The organism is Pseudomyxococcus flavus (assembly GCF_050038885.1).
Taxonomy (GTDB): domain Bacteria; phylum Myxococcota; class Myxococcia; order Myxococcales; family Myxococcaceae; genus Myxococcus; species Myxococcus flavus.
Genome location: NZ_CP143624.1, coordinates 8,733,275 through 8,752,504, shown reverse-complemented (window position 1 = coordinate 8,752,504; position 19,230 = coordinate 8,733,275). Strand labels below are relative to the sequence as shown.

General features: G+C 70.5%; 23 protein-coding genes. 15 read left to right on the top strand and 8 right to left on the bottom strand.

Annotated elements, in window-relative coordinates; all coding sequences use genetic code 11:
* The first annotated feature begins 138 nt into the window (after positions 1-138).
* The gene (locus tag VZL07_RS36225) at positions 139-663 is read left to right on the top strand and encodes a TetR/AcrR family transcriptional regulator (RefSeq protein ID WP_426752513.1); all 525 of its coding nucleotides are present in this window, start codon (positions 139-141) and stop codon (positions 661-663) included.
* Between the two features lie 211 nt (positions 664-874).
* Positions 875-1,897, top strand: a complete 1,023-nt coding sequence (locus VZL07_RS36220) for a deoxyhypusine synthase family protein (RefSeq protein ID WP_426752512.1) — start codon at positions 875-877, stop codon at positions 1,895-1,897.
* A gap of 91 nt (positions 1,898-1,988) precedes the next feature.
* On the opposite strand, the gene VZL07_RS36215 is transcribed toward VZL07_RS36220, so the two are convergent.
* On the bottom strand, positions 1,989-2,789 hold the full coding sequence (locus VZL07_RS36215) for an SDR family NAD(P)-dependent oxidoreductase (RefSeq protein ID WP_426752511.1): 801 nt from the start codon (positions 2,787-2,789) through the stop codon (positions 1,989-1,991).
* A gap of 122 nt (positions 2,790-2,911) precedes the next feature.
* Here VZL07_RS36215 and VZL07_RS36210 point away from each other — a divergent pair, with 122 nt between their 5' ends.
* Complete coding sequence (locus VZL07_RS36210) at positions 2,912-3,208, top strand: LysR family transcriptional regulator (RefSeq protein ID WP_426752510.1); 297 nt, start codon at positions 2,912-2,914, stop codon at positions 3,206-3,208.
* On the opposite strand, the gene VZL07_RS36205 is transcribed toward VZL07_RS36210, so the two are convergent.
* The 3 genes from VZL07_RS36205 to VZL07_RS36195 are packed head-to-tail and all read right to left on the bottom strand — an operon-like array spanning position 3,141 to position 6,002.
* Positions 3,141-4,256 carry a hypothetical protein gene (locus tag VZL07_RS36205; RefSeq protein ID WP_426752509.1) on the bottom strand — a complete coding sequence of 372 codons (1,116 nt, stop codon included), beginning with the start codon at positions 4,254-4,256 and terminating at the stop codon, positions 3,141-3,143. The genes VZL07_RS36210 and VZL07_RS36205 overlap by 68 nt on opposite strands.
* Position 4,257: 1 nt before the next feature.
* The gene (locus VZL07_RS36200; protein ID WP_426752508.1) at positions 4,258-5,094 is read right to left on the bottom strand and encodes an ABC transporter permease subunit; all 837 of its coding nucleotides are present in this window, start codon (positions 5,092-5,094) and stop codon (positions 4,258-4,260) included.
* Positions 5,091-6,002 (bottom strand): ABC transporter ATP-binding protein, encoded by a 912-nt coding sequence (locus VZL07_RS36195; RefSeq protein ID WP_426757445.1) that lies wholly within the window; start codon positions 6,000-6,002, stop codon positions 5,091-5,093. Before VZL07_RS36195 ends, VZL07_RS36200 begins: the two co-directional genes overlap by 4 nt.
* A 275-nt stretch (positions 6,003-6,277) precedes the next feature.
* Between VZL07_RS36195 and VZL07_RS36190 the strand changes: the two genes are divergently transcribed.
* The 8 genes from VZL07_RS36190 (at position 6,278) to VZL07_RS36155 (ending at position 13,125) form a co-directional block, all read left to right on the top strand.
* Positions 6,278-6,487 carry a hypothetical protein gene (locus VZL07_RS36190; RefSeq protein ID WP_426752507.1) on the top strand — a complete coding sequence of 70 codons (210 nt, stop codon included), beginning with the start codon at positions 6,278-6,280 and terminating at the stop codon, positions 6,485-6,487.
* A 64-nt stretch (positions 6,488-6,551) separates the two neighbouring features.
* On the top strand, positions 6,552-7,520 hold the full coding sequence (hemB, locus tag VZL07_RS36185) for a porphobilinogen synthase (RefSeq protein WP_426752506.1): 969 nt from the start codon (positions 6,552-6,554) through the stop codon (positions 7,518-7,520).
* 191 nt (positions 7,521-7,711) lie between these two features.
* Positions 7,712-8,101 (top strand): hypothetical protein, encoded by a 390-nt coding sequence (locus VZL07_RS36180; RefSeq protein ID WP_426752505.1) that lies wholly within the window; start codon positions 7,712-7,714, stop codon positions 8,099-8,101.
* Positions 8,098-8,742 (top strand): RDD family protein, encoded by a 645-nt coding sequence (locus VZL07_RS36175; protein WP_426752504.1) that lies wholly within the window; start codon positions 8,098-8,100, stop codon positions 8,740-8,742. Before VZL07_RS36180 ends, VZL07_RS36175 begins: the two co-directional genes overlap by 4 nt.
* Entirely contained in the window at positions 8,727-10,916 is a 2,190-nt protein-coding gene (locus tag VZL07_RS36170) for a D-alanine--D-alanine ligase family protein (RefSeq protein ID WP_426752503.1), read from the top strand. The genes VZL07_RS36175 and VZL07_RS36170 overlap by 16 nt, the downstream gene beginning before the upstream one ends.
* A 122-nt stretch (positions 10,917-11,038) precedes the next feature.
* Complete coding sequence (locus tag VZL07_RS36165; protein WP_426752502.1) at positions 11,039-11,470, top strand: DUF4156 domain-containing protein; 432 nt, start codon at positions 11,039-11,041, stop codon at positions 11,468-11,470.
* A gap of 139 nt (positions 11,471-11,609) precedes the next feature.
* Positions 11,610-12,962, top strand: coding sequence for a P1 family peptidase (locus VZL07_RS36160; protein WP_426752501.1), 1,353 nt, complete (start codon positions 11,610-11,612; stop codon positions 12,960-12,962).
* 43 nt (positions 12,963-13,005) lie between these two features.
* On the top strand, positions 13,006-13,125 hold the full coding sequence (locus VZL07_RS36155; protein WP_426752500.1) for an aminopeptidase: 120 nt from the start codon (positions 13,006-13,008) through the stop codon (positions 13,123-13,125).
* 32 nt (positions 13,126-13,157) lie between these two features.
* On the opposite strand, the gene VZL07_RS36150 is transcribed toward VZL07_RS36155, so the two are convergent.
* Positions 13,158-13,643: a hypothetical protein gene (locus VZL07_RS36150; protein WP_426752499.1), complete on the bottom strand. Its 486-nt coding sequence runs from the start codon at positions 13,641-13,643 to the stop codon at positions 13,158-13,160.
* A 109-nt stretch (positions 13,644-13,752) separates the two neighbouring features.
* Between VZL07_RS36150 and VZL07_RS36145 the strand changes: the two genes are divergently transcribed.
* The 3 genes from VZL07_RS36145 (at position 13,753) to VZL07_RS36135 (ending at position 16,724) form a co-directional block, all read left to right on the top strand.
* Positions 13,753-14,907, top strand: a complete 1,155-nt coding sequence (locus VZL07_RS36145) for an AI-2E family transporter (RefSeq protein ID WP_426752498.1) — start codon at positions 13,753-13,755, stop codon at positions 14,905-14,907.
* Positions 14,908-14,969: 62 nt separating this feature from the next.
* Complete coding sequence (locus VZL07_RS36140) at positions 14,970-16,163, top strand: hypothetical protein (protein ID WP_426752497.1); 1,194 nt, start codon at positions 14,970-14,972, stop codon at positions 16,161-16,163.
* Between the two features lie 48 nt (positions 16,164-16,211).
* On the top strand, positions 16,212-16,724 hold the full coding sequence (locus VZL07_RS36135; protein WP_426752496.1) for a hypothetical protein: 513 nt from the start codon (positions 16,212-16,214) through the stop codon (positions 16,722-16,724).
* A 6-nt stretch (positions 16,725-16,730) separates the two neighbouring features.
* Here the strand turns inward: VZL07_RS36135 and VZL07_RS36130 are convergent, their stop codons facing one another.
* The 3 genes from VZL07_RS36130 to VZL07_RS36120 are packed head-to-tail and all read right to left on the bottom strand — an operon-like array spanning position 16,731 to position 18,270.
* Complete coding sequence (locus tag VZL07_RS36130; protein WP_426752495.1) at positions 16,731-17,066, bottom strand: Carotenogenesis protein CarS; 336 nt, start codon at positions 17,064-17,066, stop codon at positions 16,731-16,733.
* Positions 17,063-17,728 (bottom strand): DUF1109 domain-containing protein, encoded by a 666-nt coding sequence (locus tag VZL07_RS36125; RefSeq protein WP_426752494.1) that lies wholly within the window; start codon positions 17,726-17,728, stop codon positions 17,063-17,065. Before VZL07_RS36125 ends, VZL07_RS36130 begins: the two co-directional genes overlap by 4 nt.
* Positions 17,725-18,270 carry an RNA polymerase sigma factor gene (locus VZL07_RS36120; protein WP_426752493.1) on the bottom strand — a complete coding sequence of 182 codons (546 nt, stop codon included), beginning with the start codon at positions 18,268-18,270 and terminating at the stop codon, positions 17,725-17,727. The genes VZL07_RS36125 and VZL07_RS36120 overlap by 4 nt, the downstream gene beginning before the upstream one ends.
* A 192-nt stretch (positions 18,271-18,462) precedes the next feature.
* Between VZL07_RS36120 and VZL07_RS36115 the strand changes: the two genes are divergently transcribed.
* Positions 18,463-19,227 (top strand): ZIP family metal transporter, encoded by a 765-nt coding sequence (locus tag VZL07_RS36115; protein ID WP_426757444.1) that lies wholly within the window; start codon positions 18,463-18,465, stop codon positions 19,225-19,227.
* Positions 19,228-19,230 lie beyond the last annotated feature (3 nt).

Genomic DNA, 19,230 nt, shown 5'->3' with positions numbered 1-19,230 from the left:
GACGGCACTGCTACACAGGGTGCAGCACCGCGTCAACGCGCGAGGGTTACGCAGGTGCGCACCGCGTTACGCAATTCCGGAACGGAGAGTCTCGAAAGCGGGTTGATTCCGAGACTCGTCGTCTCGTAAAAGCGGGGCATGGGTGTGGGCAGACCGAGAGACGAGCAGGTGCGCCGAGCCATCCTCACGGCGGCTCAGGAGCTGGTGCTCGAGAAGGGCTATGCGGCCGTCACCACGGCTGACGTGGCGAAGCGCGCGGGCGCCGGCAAGCAGACCATCTATCGATGGTGGCCGGGCAAGGGCGCGCTGGTGCTCGACGCGTTCGCGGAATGGGTGCACCAGGCGCCACGCAACAGCCGCCGGAAGCCCTCGCTGTCCTCGACGCTGGTGGAGTTCTGCCGGGGGGCCTCGGAGGCGGCACCCGTGCTGCGCGCGCTCATGGCGGAGGCGCAGTTCGATGCCGACCTCCACGGGCGGCTCGTCGCCCAGCTCGTGCGGCCGCGCGGGGACGAGCTCCGGGCGTGTCTCACCGACCGCCGCCCCGCTGACCGCGAGCTCGTGGTCAACGTGCTGTCAGGGCTGGTCTGGCAACGGCTCATGCTCAATGAGCCGCTGGACGCGCGATTCGTGCGATTCGCCCTGAGGGTGGTCAAGCGCATCTGAGAGCCCCAGGCCGGCCGCGCTCTGGCCGGAGGGCCTCCGTCATCCGGAATGCGGGCGTTGTTGCGAGCGGGCCGCGCTGTGGTAGTGAATGGGCAGCCACTTGACGCTCCGATGGCGGCGCGACTTCTCGTCGTGACCGTAGGGTGTCCTCGGGTGGCTTTGCTCGTCTGGCGCCTCCCGAGCCTCGACCCCGTAGTTGCTGGAGGCCCACATGTCCACGTCCGATCTTCCGGTGCTGGAGTTCGTTCTCGCGAACTACAAGAACTTCAACGCGCGCGCGACCCGCGACGCGCTCCTGTCCTACTGGGAGCACATCTCCAAGGGTGGCCGCATGTTCTGGAGCGTCGCGGGCGCGATGTCCTCGGCGCAGCTCGGCATCACCCTCGCGCCCGCCATTCGCGCGGGCCTGATTCATGGGATGTCGGTGACGGGCGCCAACCTGGAGGAGTCGCTCTTCCGGCTCGTCGCTCACAAGGCGTACAAGGACTTTCCCGAGTACCGCTACTTCACCAAGCAGGACGACACGCGGATCCTCGAGGAGCGGATGCGGCGGGTCACCGACACGAGCATCCCCGAGGACGAGGCGTTCCGTGCCGTCGAGAAGATCGTCGTCCCGATGTGGAAGGGCGCGAGCGAGCGGGGCGAGCGGCGCTTCTGGCACGAGTACTTCTACGAGTTCATCACGGCCCTGGACCCCTCCATCTACGAGGGAGACCCCGAGGCCTGCTGGCTGCTCGAGGCGGCGCGGCACCGGCTTCCCATCGTCGTCCCTGGGTATGAAGACTCGACCTTCGGGAACATCTTCGCGTCCTACGTGAAGACGGGGGATTGCAGCGCGAGCATCGTCAAGTCCGGCATCGAGTACATGGCCGACTTCTACGACCGTTACGAGGAGCTCTCCGCGGGTGAGGGGATCGGCTTCTTCCAGATTGGTGGCGGCATCGCCGGTGACTTCCCCATCTGCGTCGTCCCCTCGATCAAGTATGACCTGCAGAAGCCCGTGAAGCCGTGGGCCTACTTCTGCCAGATCAGCGACTCGACGACGTCCTATGGCTCGTACTCCGGCGCGACGCCCAACGAGAAGATCACCTGGGACAAGCTGACCGAGACGACGCCGATGTTCGTCATCGAGTCGGATGCCACCATCGTCGCGCCGCTCATCCTCCGCGCGCTGCTCGAGTGCAAGCGCAACCCGGAGGCGGCGAACGCGCTCATCGCCAGGCACCGGGGCTGATCCGGGGCCCGCTGCCCGTCGCTGACCGCTGACGGCCGCAGGGGGAGGGTGCCGCGCCAGCTCGCGTGAGGCTGGCGCGGCGCATGCCGGCTCACGCGATGGTCGGCACGATGCCCCCGTCGGCTCGGAGCGCGGCGCCGTTGGTGGCGGACGACAGGGGGCTCGCGACAAAGGCTACGAGTGATGCGATCTCCTCGGCTTCGATGACGCGCTGGATCAGCGACGTGGGCCGCTCGTTCCGGAAGAACTCGGCCTCGATTTCGGCCATGGGCGCGTTCGGGTCCTTCGCCACACTCTTGAAGAAGTCCTCGATGCCCTCGGAGCGCGTCGTCCCCGGCAGCACGGCGTTGACGGTGACGCGGGTGCCCTTCGTCGTCGCCGCCAGGCCCCGGGAGATCGAGAGCTGGGCGGTCTTCGTCATGCCGTAGTGAATCATGTCGGGCGGGATGACGAGCCCGGAGTCACTGGCGATGAAGATGATGCGCCCCCAGTTCCGCTTCAGCATTCCCGGCAGGTACTGACGCGACAGTCGCGCGCCGCTCAGGACGTTCACCTCGAAGTACTTGCGCCAGTCCTCGTCGCTGATGTCGGTGAACGGCTTGGATTCGTAGATGCCCAGGTTGTTGACCAGGATGTCCACGTCCGGGAGCTCGCGAGCGAGGAGCGCAGCGCCCTCCGCGTTGGCCGGGTTCGCCTGCACCGTCCGCACGCGCTTGGAGACGCCAGGGTGGGCCCGCTCGATATGGGCGACCGCCGCGTCGAGCTTCTCCCGGGAGCGCCCGGGAATGACGACCTGGGCCCCTTCAGCGGCCAGCCGTGCCGAGATGGCCAGGCCGATTCCAGCGGTGCCGCCCGTCACGAGCGCGGTCTTTCCGTCGAGTTGCAAGTCCATGTCTTCTCCAGCGGGCTGCGGCTTTCGGGCCAGGGAGCTCCCGCGTCATGTAGTGACGGGCCCGTTGAGATGGAATCTCCGGAGGGTCAGAACGCCTTTGAAGGAGCCTCAAAGGTGACCGGGTGGACGACCGGGCGGGCGAGCCGATCGACTCCGCGGCGGCGGCCGGCAGCGGAAGTATCGCCAGGGCGAGCGGCAAGCTGGGGCTGGCCCCCTCGGCCCTCAGCAAGCGCGTTATCCGCATGGCGGACGGGCAGGGCACGTCGCTCCTCGTGCGCACGGCGTGCGCGCTGCCGTTGACGCCCGAGGAGGCAGGCGGTTCGGCCAGGCGCACCGCCGAGAGGGGAGGGGCTACTGCTGCTTCGCTGCCTCCGCGGCGTTCCGCTCCTCCTTGCAGAAGGCCAGCCGCTGCTGGATGACGTCCAGCGGCACGGCCATCTCCAGCTTGAACGACGAGCCGTCCGGCTGGACACGCGCGAAGTCGAGCAGCTGCGCCAGGTCCTTGTCGCCCTCCGCCTGCGCCTTGATGCGCGCCATGCTCAGCGCGGCGCCAAGCGTCTTGCCCAGGTCCGTCACCTCGTCGTCATTCTTGCCGCGGACCTCGGCCACCATGGCCACGTCGCCGCTCGCGTCCACGTGCAGCTCCACGTTCTGCGCGACGTCACGGATGCGCTGGGCCAGCTCCGCCTGCTCCTGCGGCAACATGCGCGCGAGCTGCTCCACCGACAGCACGCCGTACATCTCGCCATAGGTGCTGCCCTCGGAGATGGCGGGTGGCTCGTCCGGGCCGCGGCCCTCCACCCGGTCCACCACCGCCTTCACCTCATCCGGCGACTTGCCAATCACCAGCAGCTGGTTGTTCCACGTCGCGATCGCCGCCTCGCTCCGCCCGCGCACGGTGCTCCCATCCGGCCGGGTCACCGTCATGTCGCCGGGCTCGTACACCCGGGCGCCCTCGCCGTAGTCCATGGACACGCGCTCGCCCAGCAGCTCCTTGAACTTCGCGTTGCCGAAGTTCCCCGAGAGCATCATCCCCTCATCGGTGATGACCAGCCGGTCCAGGTCCTGGAGCGGGTCCACGCCGCTGAGCTTCCGGAGCTCGTCCAGCCGCTTGCCGCCGTCGCGCATCAGGCAGTCCAGCAGCAGCTCGCCAATGGGCGAGTGCCTCAGCGCGTTCGCCTCGATGACCACCGCCGTCTTGCCTTCGCCCCGGGGCAGGGCCGCCAGCACGGGGTCCATGGGCCGGCTGCGCTCGGGCGTGCCCGCGTCCACCTGCACCACGGGCACGTGTGTGCGCCGCCGCTCCGCGCGCTCGCGCTCCGGTGCCCGCATCCGCCGGGGGAACTCCACCTTCGGCGTCTCCATGGCGGGCTCCTCGCCCTGGCCGGTGAACATCAACACCGCGGCCACCACGAACAACATCGCCGCCGCCACGAGCCAGACCCTGCGGCGTCCACGGTTGTCCATCTCAGTAGTCCTTTCCTTCGAAGCGCCAGAAGCCCACCGCCAGGGCTCCGAAGCCGAATACCAGCACGCCCAGCAGCAGCAACCCCAGCGACCGCACTTCCAGTGGCGTGGACGCCGCGATGTCGCCCCCAGCGACCGCCAGCGAGGACAGCCGCGGCAGGGCCAGCGTCACCGCCCGGAAGGCGTCGCGGCCGAGGCCCTCCTCGAAGAAGGGCGTCAGCTCCTGCCGGTAGCCCGCGATGATGCCGCCCACCAGGGACACGAAGCCCGCCGCCGCGCACAGCGCCGCGCTGCGCACCAGCGTCGCCGTGGTCAGCATCACCGCGTACACCGCCGCGAAGCCCACGCACGCCAGCAGCCCGGCGATGAGCGGCCCCGTCGTCCAGTACCCCGCCTTCACGCCGAAGATGAGCACCAGCCCCGTCGTCCCATACAGCGTCCCGCCCAGCGCCAGCGTCATCACGCCCAGGAAGGTCCCGGCCAGCAGGTGCCAGCGCTGGATGGGCAGGGCGAGCAGGTGCTCGATGCGGCCCGGAGACATCAGGGACGGCGCGAAGTCCGAGCACGCGACGATGCCGAACAGGATGCCGCCGTAGAACACCAGGAAGGCCGCTGCCTGATAGACGGGCCGCAGCGCCACGTCCACGGAGCGAATGCTCGTGCGCAGCTCCTCGCCGAACAGGCGCGACGCCGCCAGCGCCCCGTCCACGACATCGATGCGCAGGCTCAGCGCCACCACCGTCAGCACCAACGTGATGCCCACGATGAATGCCAGGATGAACTTGCGCGACATCGCCTCGCGCAACACGTACCCCGCGATTCCCAGCACTGGACTCACGCCGCGGCCTCCACCGTTCCCATCAGCACCGACTCCAGGTCCGCTCCATCGCGCCGCAGCTCCACCATCAGCGCCCCCGCCGCGCGCGCCCGGTCCAGCGCCGCGTTGAGCGCCGCCGGGTCCGCGGCCTCGACATGAAACGGGCCCTCGGCGCCGCTCCGGTGGAAGCCCGCCGCCGCCAGGGCCTCCGCGCTGGCACCCGGGGCGAAGCGCACCAGCCACCGGGCCCCGCCGCGCGCCAGGTCCTCCAGGCGGCCCTCGCGCACCACGCGCCCCCCCGCGAGGATGGCGACCCGGTCACACACCCGCTCGGTCTCCGCCAGCAGGTGCGAGTTGAGGAAGAGGGTGGTGCCGCGCTGCACCTCGTCCTGGAGGATGCGCCGCACCTCCATGCGCCCCATGGGGTCGATTCCGTCCGTGGGCTCATCCAGCACCAGCAGGGCAGGGTTCCCCACCAGCGCCGCCGCCAGCCCCAGCCGCTGGCGCATGCCCTTCGAGTAGCCGCCGATGCGCCGACCCACCGCATCCGCCAGGCCCACCCGCTCCAGCAGGCGCATGCCCGAGGCGGGGTCCGCCCGGAGGCCCTTGAGCCGGGCCACCGTCGCGAGGAAGGCCGGCGCCGTCCACGTCCCTGGCAGGTGGAGGCGCTCCGGCAGGTAGCCGATGCGCGCGCGGATGCGCGGATCCTCTGGCGTTCCGCCGAGCACACGCACGGTGCCCTCCGTGGGCTGGACGATGCCGAGGATGCTCTTGATGAACGTCGTCTTGCCCGCGCCGTTGGGGCCGATGAGGCCGAACGCGCTTCCTTGCGGCACCGTGAGGTCCATTCCCCGGAGGGCCTCGTTGCCTCCCTTCCGGAAGGTCCGATGGTACGTCTTCCGCAGTCCCCTCACTTCGATGGCTGGCATCTGGTTCGTCACGGTCACGACTGTAGACGACCCGGCCCTCCACCGATTGCGTCTGGATGCCGGTCGGTCGTCCGGGCGGGCTGAGCGGCTCCGTGGCGGCTCCCTGCGGCGCCGTGTTCGCGCCCATGGGTAGGCCGCTTCGCACGCCTGCCGTGCCTGCCGCGCCGCGGTACCTCGTCGTTCCGGGGACTTGGCGGCTTCGCAACTCGTTGGGGCTCCACGGTCCGGCCCGTGCACTTCCGGGCGGAACACCCCAACCGCGAGGAGAGCCGGACATGACGTACGAGGACCGCGTGGAACAGCAGTTCCTGGAGGCCCGCCGTGAACTGGAGGCGGCCGTGCAGGGCCTGTCCGCGGGGACGGAGGCGGCGCGCGTGCGCTACGCCCGTGCCCTGCACGAGGCGGGCATCGCCGAGCGCCAGGCCCAGCGGCAGGCGCGCGAGCAGCGGCACCATCAGCGGAGCTGGAAGCTCGTCGCAGGCTGACCAGCCGGGCAGGGGGGCGGAAACGATGAAGGGGCGGCGCCGCCGGTTTATACCGGCGTCCGTCATGGCCTACCCCATCCACCGCCCCCGCCGCCTCCGCCGCAACCCCGCTCTGCGGGACATGGTGCGTGAAACGCGCCTCGACCCGGCTGACTTCATCTACCCCCTGTTCGTCGTGGAGGGCCGGGACGTGCGCCGTCCCATCACCTCCATGCCGGGCATCTTCAACCTCTCGCTGGAGCACGTGGTCGCCGAGGCCCGTCAGGCCAGGGCGCTGGGCGTGCCCGCCGTCCTCCTGTTCGGAATTCCCAACCACAAGGACGCGCACGGCACCCAGGCCTACGCGGACGACGGCATCGTCCAGCGCGCCATCCGGGAAATCAAGGCGGCCGAGCCCGACCTCCAGGTCGTGGTCGATATCTGCCTCTGCGAGTTCACCGACCACGGCCACTGCGGCGTGCTGGAGGGAGGCCACGTCGTCAATGATGCCACGCTGCCCCTGCTGGCGAAGATGGCCGTGAGCTGCGCGAAGGCGGGCGCGGACATCATCGCCCCGTCGGACATGATGGACGGGCGCGTGGCCGCCATCCGTCGCTCCCTGGACGAATCGGGCTTCGGCGAGCTGCCCATCATGGCCTACTCGGCGAAGTTCGCTTCCGGCTACTACGGCCCGTTCCGCGAGGCCGCCCAGAACACGCCGGCCTCCGGCGACCGCCGGGGCTACCAGATGGACCCCGGCAACATCCGCGAGGCCCTCAAGGAGGTGGCCCTGGACGTGGAGGAGGGCGCGGACATGGTCATGGTGAAGCCCGCGCTGGCCTACCTGGACGTCATCCGCGCCGTGCGCGAGCGCTGGGACCTGCCCGTCGTCTCCTACAACGTGTCTGGCGAGTATTCGATGCTCAAGGCCGCCGGCCTGAACGGGTGGATCGACTACGAGCGGGTGATGCTGGAGACGCTCACGTCCATGAAGCGCGCCGGGTCCGACCTCATCATCACCTACCACGCCCTGGAGGCGGCGAAGCTCCTGTAGGCAACAGCCGGACGCACGCGCCGCGGGTTGACCCTTGATCCGCCGCGCGCGTTGCGTCCAAATGACGCTGCACGATGCCAACCCAGAAGCGGCCTGGACGAAAGTCCCAGAAGCCCCCGCCCCAACGCCGGCGCACCGCGAAGAAGCGGGCCGGCGCCGGTCGCGCGGCCCGTGTCACCCCCCCAGGGCCCTTGCAGTACAAAGTGGTCGAGCTGTCCACCGTGGACGAGGGCGCCCTGGAGCGCACCCTCAACGAATGGACGGCCAAGGGCTGGAACCTCGACGGCATCCAGTTCGCGATGCGCGAGTCCTCCAAGCGCCCGGCCATGGCCTTCATCCTCTTCACGCGCGAGGGCAGCCCCGCCGAGCACGACGAGGAAGCGGCGCGCGGGCGGCTGTTGCGGATGTCGGAGACGGGCAGTCCCACCGCCGCGCTCGCGGCCGAGTACGCGCAGACGCATGCCGAGTGGGCCGCGCCGCGCATCTCTCCTTTGAGCGCCCACGAACGGCTGGCCCGGCTGGCGGGGCTGGACGAGCCGGAGCCGCGTGAGGAAGGGCTCATGCTGGAGCCCGAGGAGTGAGCACCTCGCGAAGCCGGGTGCTCATGGCGTCGGCCCGGCACGAGGGCCGCGTCCTGCGGCTGGTGTCCGAGGACGCCAAGCCCAGCTCTCCCTATCCCAAGGCCTCGCTGTGGCTGCGCGCGGGCGCGCGCGTGGTGGACGTGGCGGTGGCCTGGGGCCTGTACGTGGTGTGCGGCGCGGCGGGCTCGGTGGTGGCGCTGCTCTTCCTGCTGCTGGCGGACGGGATGATTCAGGGTCAGAGCGTGGGCAAGCGCATCTTCGGCGTGAAGGTGATGCACCTGCCCACGCGCTCGGCGGCGCGGCACCGCGACAGCACCCTTCGCAACGCGCCGCTGGCGCTCATCGTGCTGCTGGGAATGATGCCCGCGCCGCATGGGCCGGTGGCCGCCGCCGCGGGGCTCCTGGTCATCGGCGGCGTGGAAGCGTGGCGCGTGCTAAGGGATCCGCTGGGCTGGCGGCTGGGTGATACCTGGGCGCAGACGCAGGTGGTCGACGGGAAGGTTGTCGCGGGCGTAACCGTTGCAGCTCGCACGCCGGTCGCGCATGAGCGCGCCCCCGGCAGGCTCATGTCCGCGGCGAAGGTGCGCCGCGGACGCTCGTCGTTCAGGAAGCGAAGGGGGTACCCATGCGCATCGCGCTGACCCACAACCTCAGGCTGTCTGATTCGGAAGAAGAGGCGGAGTTCGACACCCAGGAGACGGTCAACGCGCTGGCCGCGGCCATCGAGCGCATCGGCCACCGCCTGGAGCGCTTCGAGGTCAGCGGTCCGGCCTCGCGCACCGTGGCGCGGCTGGAGGCGTACAGCCCCGACCTCATCTTCAACACCGCCGAGGGGCGCCGCGGGCGCTTCCGCGAGGCCTTCTATCCGGCCCTCTTCGACGAACTGGGCTTCCCGTACACGGGCTCGGACGCGTACGCGCTGGCGGTGACGCTCGACAAGCAGCTCACCAAGCTGGTGCTGTCCAAGCAGGGCATCCGCACGCCTGGCTGGCAGTACGTGGAGAAGCTCAGCGAGCTCTCGGCGGAGAACCTGCGCTTCCCCGTCATCGTGAAGCCCAACTTCGAGGGCTCGTCCAAGGGCATCACCCAGGACTCCGTCGCGGAGACGCTGGAGGAGGTGCGCGTCAAGGTGGCCGCCGCGCTGGAGAAGTACCCGTCCGGTGTGCTGGTGGAGGAGTACATCGCCGGCCGCGACCTGACGGTGCCCTTCCTGGAGGCGGTGGACAACGACTACGACGGCGTCCTCACGCCGGTGGAGTACATCATCGACCCGGCCGTCACCGAGGGTCGCAGGTACGCCATCTATGACTACGCCCTGAAGACGTCCCGGGAGAGCGCGGTCAGCGTGCGCGCGCCGGCGCAGATTCCGGCCCGCACGGCCGAGGACATCCGGCGGATGGCGCAGAAGATCTACCAGGCGCTCGACTGCCGCGACCTGGGCCGCATCGACTTCCGGCTCAGCGACGCGGGCGTGCCGTACTTCCTGGAGCTCAACGCGCTGCCCAGCCTGGAGCCGGGCGCGGGCATCTACGCGTCGGCGGAGCTGGACGGCCTGCACCTGGATGGCGTCATCAACTCCATCATCCAGAGCGCGGCGAAGCGGTACAAAATCAAGGACTCCTCGCGGCGGCAGGGCAAGCCCGCCCGCAAGAGCGGTCCGCTGCGCGTGGGCTTCAGCTTCAACGTGAAGCGCGTGAAGCCCATGGCCACGGCGGAGGCGGTGGAGGACAGCGAGGCCGAGTACGACTCGCCGAACACGCTCCAGGCCATCCGCGAGGCGATTGCGTCGTGGGGCCACGAGGTCATCGACCTGGAGGCGACGGCCGAGCTGCCCACGGTGCTGGCGAGCACGCCGCTGGACCTCGTCTTCAACATCGCGGAGGGCTTCAAGGGCCGCAACCGCGAGAGCCAGGTCCCGGCGATGCTGGAGCTGCTGGACATCCCGTACACGGGCTCCGACCCGGCGACGCTGTCCATCGCCCTGGACAAGGGCCTGGCGAAGAAGATCGTCCGTCAGGCCGGCATCCTCACGCCCAACTTCCAGTTGATGGTGACGGGCAAGGAGCGCCTCAACAGGGAGTTCACCTCCTTCCCGCTCATCGTGAAGCCGGTGGCGGAGGGCAGCTCCAAGGGCGTCGTCACCAAGAGCGTCTGCCACACCGAGGCGGAGCTGCGCGAGGTGGTGAGGGAGATTGCCGGCAAGTACCAGCAGCCGGCGCTCATCGAGGAGTACATCCGCGGCCGCGAGTTCACCGTGGGCCTGCTGGGCGAGCGGCGCCCGCGCGTGCTGCCGCCCATGGAGATCGTCTTCCTCGACAAGGAGGAGAAGAACCCCGTCTACAGCTTCCAGCACAAGCTCGACTGGACGGACCGCATCCGCTACGACGCGCCGGCCAGGCTGGAGCCCGCGCTGCTGGAGCGCCTGCGCACGGCGGCGCGCAACTCGTTCATGGCGCTGGGATGCCGCGACGTGGCGCGCATCGACTTCCGCATGGACGACAAGGGCCGCATCTACTTCATCGAGTGCAACCCGCTGCCCGGCCTCACGCCGGGCTGGAGCGACCTGGTCCTCATCGCCCAGGGCGCGGGCATGGACTACCGCGGCCTGATTGGCGAAATCATGGCCCCCGCCATCCGACGCTACAAGGAGCGGGAGGCGCGCCGCGCCGCCAGCGAGCACTCCGCCTCCGTGCTGCGCAAGAGCGTGGCCCTGGAGGAGGGGACGCCCACGGCCACCCAGCCCGTGCCGGCGGTGGCCGCCGCATCGGCCCCCGCGCCCGGGGAGCCCACGCCACGCGTGGACGCGAAGGCCTGAGTCAAACCGGAACCCGCGTCAGGCCCGCTCAACCGAGTCACCGGTTGAGCGGTGCCGTCCCTGTATCCTATTCTTGACACACGCCTGCCCATCAGGGCGGCGACAAAGAGGGGAACAGACGGATGTCGTTTCGAATCACGATGCTCGCGGCGGTGGCGCTGCTGACGGGATGCGCGACCGCTTCGCTGAACGCGGCGGGGAGCCGGGTGGTGGCCGCTCCGAACCTGAACGTGGACGGCTGCAAGTTCCTGGGCACGGTCATCGGGCAGGGCGGCGGCGCGTTCGGCGGCGGCTACATCAGCAACGATCAGCTGATGCAGTACGCCATGAATGACGCGCAGAACAAGGCGGCCGCGCTGGGCGCGACGCACCTGCAGACCACGGCGCCCCAGCTCGGCGGCGCCAGCGGCACCACGACCACGGCGACCGTGACGGGGTCCGCCTTCGCCTGCGTCGCGAAGGGGCCCTCGGAGGACGCGAAGCCCGTCACTGCGACGCCGGAGGCCGCGCCCGAGACGGCGCCGGCCGCCACGGCCTCGGACAGCGTGCAGTAGCGGCAGGTTCGTGTGGACGGCGGGCCTGTCGTGGAGCGGGCCCGCCATCCGCCGCGTACCGTGGCCTCTCTCCAAGAGGCCAGGCACCGCGCGGTGGAGTGGTTGACGGTGGGGGATGGTCGGTTAGTGTCCCCCTTCTATGGTGCAAATCCCCGAGGAGAACGGTCCGCGCGTCCGAGCCCGTGAGCTGGGCCTGCCGCTGGGGCGCTTCAAGCCCGGCAAGTGGAACGCCATCACCGACGTGGAGGGCGTGCTCGTCGGGCACAGCACGTTGATACAGGGCGACGGGCCGCTGCGGCCCGGCCACGGTCCGGTGCGAACGGGCGTCACCGCGATTCTCCCCAACAAGGGGAACATCTTCATGGAGCGCATGACGGGAGGCGGCTTCGTGCTCAACGGCGCGGGCGAGGTCTCCGGCATGACGCAGCTCATGGAGTGGGGCCTCATCGAGACGCCCATCCTCCTCACCAACACCATGGCGGTGGGCGCCGTGTCGGACGGCGTCGCCCGCTACCTGGTGGACCGCTACCCCGGCATCGGCGACGAGCACGACGTCATCATCCCCGTGGTGGGGGAGTGTGACGACTCGTGGCTCAACGACATCACCGGACGGCACGTGCGCGAGGAGCACGTCTTCGAGGCCATCAACAACGCCTCCTCCGGTCCGGTGGCCGAGGGCAACGTGGGCGGCGGCACCGGCATGGTGACGTGCGACTTCAAGGGCGGCATCGGCACGTCGTCACGCAAGCTGCCGGAGGTGCTGGGCGGCTACACGCTGGGCGTCCTGGTGATGTCCAACTTCGGGAAGATGCACAACCTGCGGGTGGGTGGCCTGCCCGTGGGCGAGGTGCTGGCGGAGAAGTTCAAGGGCACGCCCAAGCGCGGCCAGACGTATGGCTCCATCATCGCGGTGGTGGCCACGGACGCGCCGCTGCTGAGCCATCAAATCAACCGCCTCTGCAAGCGCGTGGCGCTGGGCATTGGCCGGGTGGGCAGCTACGCGGCGCACGGCTCGGGCGAGATTGTCGTGGGCTTCTCCACGGCCAACATCATCCCCAGGCGCACGCAGAAGATGGTCTACAAGCTGAAGATCCTCCTGGATCAGCGGCTGGACCCCCTCTACGAGGCCGTCATGGAGGCCACCGAGGAGGCCATCCTCAACGCCATGTGCATGGCGTCATCCATGACGGGGGCCAACGGGAATCACTGCCCGGCGCTGCCCCTGAACGAGGTCCGGCGCTTCCTGGACGCCTACAAGCCGATTTTCGCGTCGGTGAAGAAGCGCCCCCAGCAGTCCAGCGCCCCGGCGGCCCGCGAGCGGCCCAGCGACGAGGACCGGGAGGGGGAGGTGACGGTGTCCAGCGCCCGCCCGACCCAGGTCCGAGGGGCCGAGGGCATCCCGTACCCCACCCGTCCGGCACCCGACACGGCCGATGCGCCGGGGGGGACCGAGGGTTCCTCTTCCGGGAGCCCGTCGGGTTCTGATAGTTAGGCCCCTCTTTTCACGTCTCCGTACCGGAGCACAGGAGTCAAAGATGGCCCGCAGCAAGAGCAAGCACCGTCGCGTGCAGATGAAGATCCGGCAGGCCTGGAAGAAGCGGGCGAAGAAGAACAAGGCCGAGGCCAAGGCCGCCGCCGAGTCGAAGAAGAAGTAGCAGGCGCCACCGCTCTCGCGCGGCCCGTGGCCTCAGTCCCGGGTCGCCGAGAACGGACTGGACACGGTGCAGCGCTGGCCGCCCGTATTGGACCCGCGCGCGTACATGCCCGTGAAGACACCGGAGATGGACGCCGTGCCACCGTCCGTCACCGGGGCGATGTAGCTGCCGTTGATGTTCAGGGTGTCCGTCCGGGCGCCCCCGGACGCACCGGTGTTGGTGGCGCTCCCCGTCAGATTGAAGGCCCCCTGGAAGCCGATGGTTCCCCGGAGGGCGACCCCCGCGAGCTCGCTGGTGAGGCTGTCGCCCGTTCGCGCGATTTCCAGCACCTCGCCCTCGGGCAGCTCCACGCCCAGCAGGGCGCACTCCGCGGGAACGCCCGCGCTCCCCGTGAGCTGTATCGGGTAGCGGCCCTCGACCGCGGGGCAGTCCGTACAGCCGGTATCTCCGCTGCCGCAGCCCCAGGCGGTGAGCGTGAGCAACCCGGCGCAGAAGCGGAGGAAACGTCCAGAAGTCATGAGTCGGTTCTCCGTGAGGCGGAAGCCGGACTTCCCGGTGGGACGCCCGGTTCCTACGTTGGGCAAGGGCGGCGTTCGGCGGGTTCTCAGGGCGGCGTGGGGTGTGGCGGTGGGTGACTCGAGGCGGTGGTCCAACTTTGTTTTCGCCGGGCTCTTTGCCCTGGCGCTGATTCTCTTCTCCAGGATTCTGCTGCCGTTCTTGATGCCGGTGTTGCTGGGCGGCTTCCTGGTCGTGTTGTTCATGCCGGTACAGGACTACCTGTGCGACAAGCTGCGGGGCCGCAAGTCTCTCAGCGCGGGGATGTCCACCGCCACCGTGTTCCTCCTCATCCTGGCGCCGCTGGCGCTCGTGGGCTGGATGGTGGCGCGTGAGGTGCTCCAGTTCGTCAGCCAGGCGCACCAGCTGCTCGAGCAGGAGCACCTGCGTCAGCCATTCCTGGCCAGCCTGCCGCTGGGGCTGGACCGCTACCTCCGCCTGGACACGGACAGCGTGGAGGCGGAGCGCGCGCTGATGTCGGCCGTGACGGGCGGCGCGGCCCTGCTGCGAGACGTGGCGGCGGCGGGCACGGACCTGGTCATCAACATGTTCCTGATGTCCGTCGCCATGTACTACTTCTTCCTCGACGGGCGGCGGCTGGTGTCCGAGGTCATGCGCCTGATTCCGCTGGACCGGCGCTACTTCGAGGCCTTCTCGCGCGAGTTCACCGACGTCGCGTACGCCATCATCTACGGCAACACCGTCACCGCCATCATCCAGGGCGCGGTGGGCTTCGTCGGGCTCCTCATCGCCGGTGTGCCGCACGCCGGGGTGTGGGGCGCGGCCATGGTGCTGGTGGCGCTGGTGCCGGTGGGGGGCACCGCCCTGGTGTGGGGACCCATCGGCGTGGTGCTCATCGCCGCGGACCAGGTGAGCGAGGGCGTCTTCCTCCTGGCCTGGGGCGCCTTCCTGGTGGGCAGCATCGACAACGTCATCCGGCCCCGGCTGTGCGGCTCGCGCATGGCGCTGCATCCGCTGCTCGTCTTCCTGTCCATGTTCGGCGGGCTGGCGGTGTTCGGGATGATGGGCCTGCTGGTGGGGCCGCTCATCGCCTCCATCTTCATGGCGATGGTCCGCATCTACCGTCGCGACTTCCTGGGCATCGGCCGTGCCGAGCACCTCGCGAATGAGCACGCGGACTCCTCGCCTCCGGAGGCCGCACCGCAGCCGGCCCGGATGTCACCGGGGGCCCAGGCGATGGGGCAGCCGGCGACGCTGAATGCCTGAGCGAAGGGCGCTTCTCCGCCGAGCCTGGACTTCCCCGACGGGGTGGGTGAACCTCGTGGGGCATGACGAACGCCCGACACTCGATGGTTCGCTGGGGGCTGTGGTGCGCCCTCGTGGTGGCGCTGGCCGCTCCGCCGGCGCTGGCAGCCGCGGCGAAGCGCCAGGCCGTGGCGGACGCGAAGCCGAGCATCGTGGTGTTGGGCCTGGAAGGGGACTCCCGGCGGCGGCTGGGCGCCCAGCTCGAATCCGCGCTGCGAGGCACCCGGCACGAGGCGCGCTCGCTCCCCGAGGAGCCCGCGGTGGCGTCCCGGTCCGAGGTCGAAGGGACGCGAGGGGTGGAGGTGGGCCCGGCGTCGCACACCACCACCGACCCGTTCCTGGAGGTGGCGTTGGACACGGGCTCGGGTGGCACGGTGGGGGACGCGGTGGCGGGGCCGCCGCTGGCCCGGCTCACGCTGGGCGGTACGACGACGTGGCGCAGCTACTGCGCGCGCCCCGGCGTGAAGTCATGTGGTGCGTACGACCGGCTTCCGGAGGACGAGCGGCTGGGCGACACGGTGAGCTATTCCTCGTCGGTGCCGTACCTGGGCATCTTCGCCGAGCTGGAGTTGCTGCCGCTGGCGCGCAACCCGTCGTTGCTGCGGGGCCTGGGCTTGGTGCTCGGCTATCAGCGTGGGTACGCGTCCACGAACGTGACGCTGGTGGGGGACGCGGGCCAGTCCACCACGCGCGAGGTGGTGGCCACGGACTCGGTGCTCACGGCGCAGGCCATGTACCGCTACTTCTTCGACATGGACGGAGCGAACCCGCGGTCCGGCTACGCGGGCCTGCGCGGCGGCCTGCGCACCCGCGCCTTCGACGTGGACGAGTCCGCCGACAGCCCGCTCACCGGGACGCATCGCGTCTTCGCCGCGGTGGGGCTGGAGGTGTCGATGCCGCTGGTCGACTGGGCGCGGCTGGAGGGGGCGGGGCAGATCTTCCTGAGCCCGCGTCCGGGCAAGAGCCTGGGGGGCGGCGGCAGCGCGCTGGATGCGGAGCTGAGTGACTACGGCACGTCCGTGTCCAGCTTCGGCTGGGAGGCGGAGCTGGGCGTGGCGGGAGACATCTGGGGGCCCTTCGGGTACTCGGTGCGCTTCCGCGTGTCGCGCTTCCAGGACACCTTCTCCGGCGCCGGGACGAAGCTGGGTTGGGACGCGGGCGGCGTCGCGGCGGAGACGTACTCCAGCCTGCACTGGGGCGTCACCGCCACGTACTGAGGCGCGCTCCCTTCACACGTGGGTGCGCCGGCGGCGTAGGGTGCGGACATGTCACAGCACGTGTCCCCCCAGGAGCTGCGCCGGCAGTGGAAGCTGGCGAACGCGGAGCCGCTGGACGGCGGCCGCAGGGTGGAGGCCTACCGGGCGCTGGCCCGGGATTGCCCCGCCTTCGTCCCCAACCTCTTGTCCCTGAGCCAGGCGTTGCTGGCAGGCCGTCATGAGGCGGCGGACCCGGAGGCCGTGGTGGCCGAGGCCGAGCAGGCGCTCCGGGCCGCGGCGGACGTCTCCGCGGGGGCACCGGAGCCGCTGCTGGAGCTGGGGCGCTTCCTCGGCATGGTGCGGGACGCGCCGGTGGAGGCGGAGCGGGCCTTCGCCTCCGCGGCCGAGGGCGCGCTGGCGCTGCTGGAAGAGGCATGGGCGGGGCGAATCCTGGCGCTGGGCGCCCAGGGTGAGCTCGACGCCGCGCTGGAGGTGGAGGAGCGGGCGCGGACCCTCTTTCCCAGCTCCCAGCGCATCACCCAGGCGGTGGCGTCCGCCCGCCAGCGTGCGAGTGGCCGCTGAGGCGCGTCAGGTCAGGCGCTCCGCGCTGTTCCGGCTGACGGCGCGCACCGCCTGACGGTGCTGGGCGATGCGGTTGCGTGCCCACTCCGGTGCCAGCTCCAGCTCCTCCGGAAAGAAGAGGTCCTCGCCCAGGCCCTCGACGAGCACCTGGATGAGCGGGTCATCCGGGTACTGCGACGCCGGGTCGTCGAACACCAGCGCCACCACCACGCCCGTCCTGCCCAGGAAGCGCTGGCTGATGGTGCCGTCCTCGGAGCGCGCGACGACCTTCACGGTTTCGCCCATGCGCACCGGAGCGCCGTCCACGTCATGGCAGATGATGAGAGAGGGGTCCTGGGTCATGGCGCGTAGGAACGGGGCTTGAGCGACTTGGAGATGACCACCAGCACGACGGTGATGACGACCCATGCCAGCAGGTGGTGGGTGATGACGTGCCGCCCGTCCTGCTCACACGCGAGCTCGCCGAGCAGCGCCCCGGTCGAGCCCACCGACAGCCCCGCCACGGCGGCACGCAGGGGCTGGAAGACGGTGCCGCGCAGCGCGATGAGTGCCACCACCAGGGGCACCGCGCCGATGGCCAGGTGGCTGACGGTGCACACCCAGCCGGGCAGCGTGGGCGCGGCGTGCGGCGTCCCCCGGGCGAGGACGACGGCCGCCGCGCTGACCACGGCGAGCCCCACACCGAGCCTGCGCAGCCACCTGCCTCCGGGAGACATCGCGCCCCACGCGCACACCGCGCTGGTGGCCACCAGCATCGCCAGCAGCGGCGCGCGGGCCAGCAGCAGCGGGCCGGAGACGGCGCCCATCACGAACATCACCACGGCCGCCAGGAGCCCCAGCCCCGCGGAGGCGGCCATCAGCCACGCGGCCTGGGTGCGCCAGCGCCGCACCGGCCGCCGCAGGGCCAGCTCACCGCGGGCCGCCGTGAGCACGCGCGCCAGGGCCTCGGCGTCGCGGGCCGGCGGCTCGGAGAGCAGGCCGTCGAGGTCCACGGGTGGCTTCATCGCGCCACCTCCAGCTCGCCCAGCAGCTCGCGCAGCTTCTCGTAGCCCCGGTGGGCCCGGAGCCGCGCCGCGCCCGCGCTGATGCCGCGCAGCGCGCCAATCTCCTCGAAGGACCAGCCCTCCACCTTGCTCAGCACCACGGCCTCGCGGTGGTCGGGGTGGAGCTGCTGCAGCGCATCCAGCAGGTGCCGGCGCAGGGAGGGGTCGCTGGCGTCGGGCCCGGCGGCCTCGGCCGGGGAGGGGGCCTCCGAGGCGGAGTAGGCATCCACGTGCCGCTGGTGTCTCAGCGCGTCGCGCGCGGCGTTGGCGGCGATGGTCATCAGCCACGAGGTGAAGCGCGTGCCGGGCTCATAGCGGCCCCGCGAGCGGATGACGGACAGAAAGGTGGCCTGAAGGAGGTCCTCCGCGAGCGCGCCATCGCGCACCATCCGGGCCAGGAACCCCTGGACCCGCCCCGCGTGACGCGCGAAGAGGTCCTCGAAGGCGTCCTGTGCTCCGTCGAGAAACCGTTCCATGAGCTCTTCGTCCGTTGGACTCCTCATCACCCGGCTCATCTACGGGCCACCCGCGAAAGTGTTTCCGGCGGCCGCGAATCTCAAGGTCGTGAGGCTAAAGGGCAGGAAAGTCGCGGGGTTGCGTGCGCCAGTCACAACGGGCACTGCCCCGCGGGGCGACGCCGTTAGTGTTGAGCGCGGAGGCACCTCGGACGCGTGGAACATTGGAGCATCGAAGGCATGTGGGCGGGGCTGGTGGCAAGCCTGCTGGCGGGGATGGCGACAGGATTGGGGGCGCTCCCGGTGCTCGTCACCTCGGAGCTCAGCCGGAAGGCCCAGGACCGGATGCTGGGCTTCAGCGCGGGGGTGATGCTGGCGGCCACGTCCTTCTCGCTCGTCATCCCGGCCATGGAGCTGGTGCGAGGCCAGGGCCACGACGGCCCCTCCGCGGCGCTGCGCGTGGCGGCAGCGGTGTTGTGTGGCGGACTCTTCCTGCGTGTGTGGCATGACCTGATGCCGCACGAGCACTCGCTCAAGGGCCATGAGGGCCACGGCGGCACCCAGTGGAACAGCGTGCTGCTGTTCGTGCTGGCCATGACGCTGCACAACTTCCCCGAGGGGCTGGCGGTGGGGGTGTCCTTCGCGGCGCCTCAGCCCGAGCTGGGCCTGTCGGTGGCGCTGGGCATCGGCGCGCAGAACGTCCCCGAGGGGCTGGTGGTGGCGCTCGCCTTGCGTGCCACCGGGGCATCGGCGCCGCGCGCCGCCGTGCTCGCGCTGCTCACCGGCCTGGTGGAGCCGGTGGGGGCCCTGTTCGGCATCGGCGCGCTGTCGCTCAGCTCGGCGCTGCTGCCGTGGGGCCTGGCCTTCGCGGGCGGGGCGATGCTGTATGTCATCAGCCACGAGATGATTCCGGAGAGCCACCGCGGCGGCTTCGAGCGCGAGGCCACCACCGGCCTCATGTGGGGCTTCGTGCTCGCGCTGGTGCTGGACATGTCGCTGGGCTGAAGC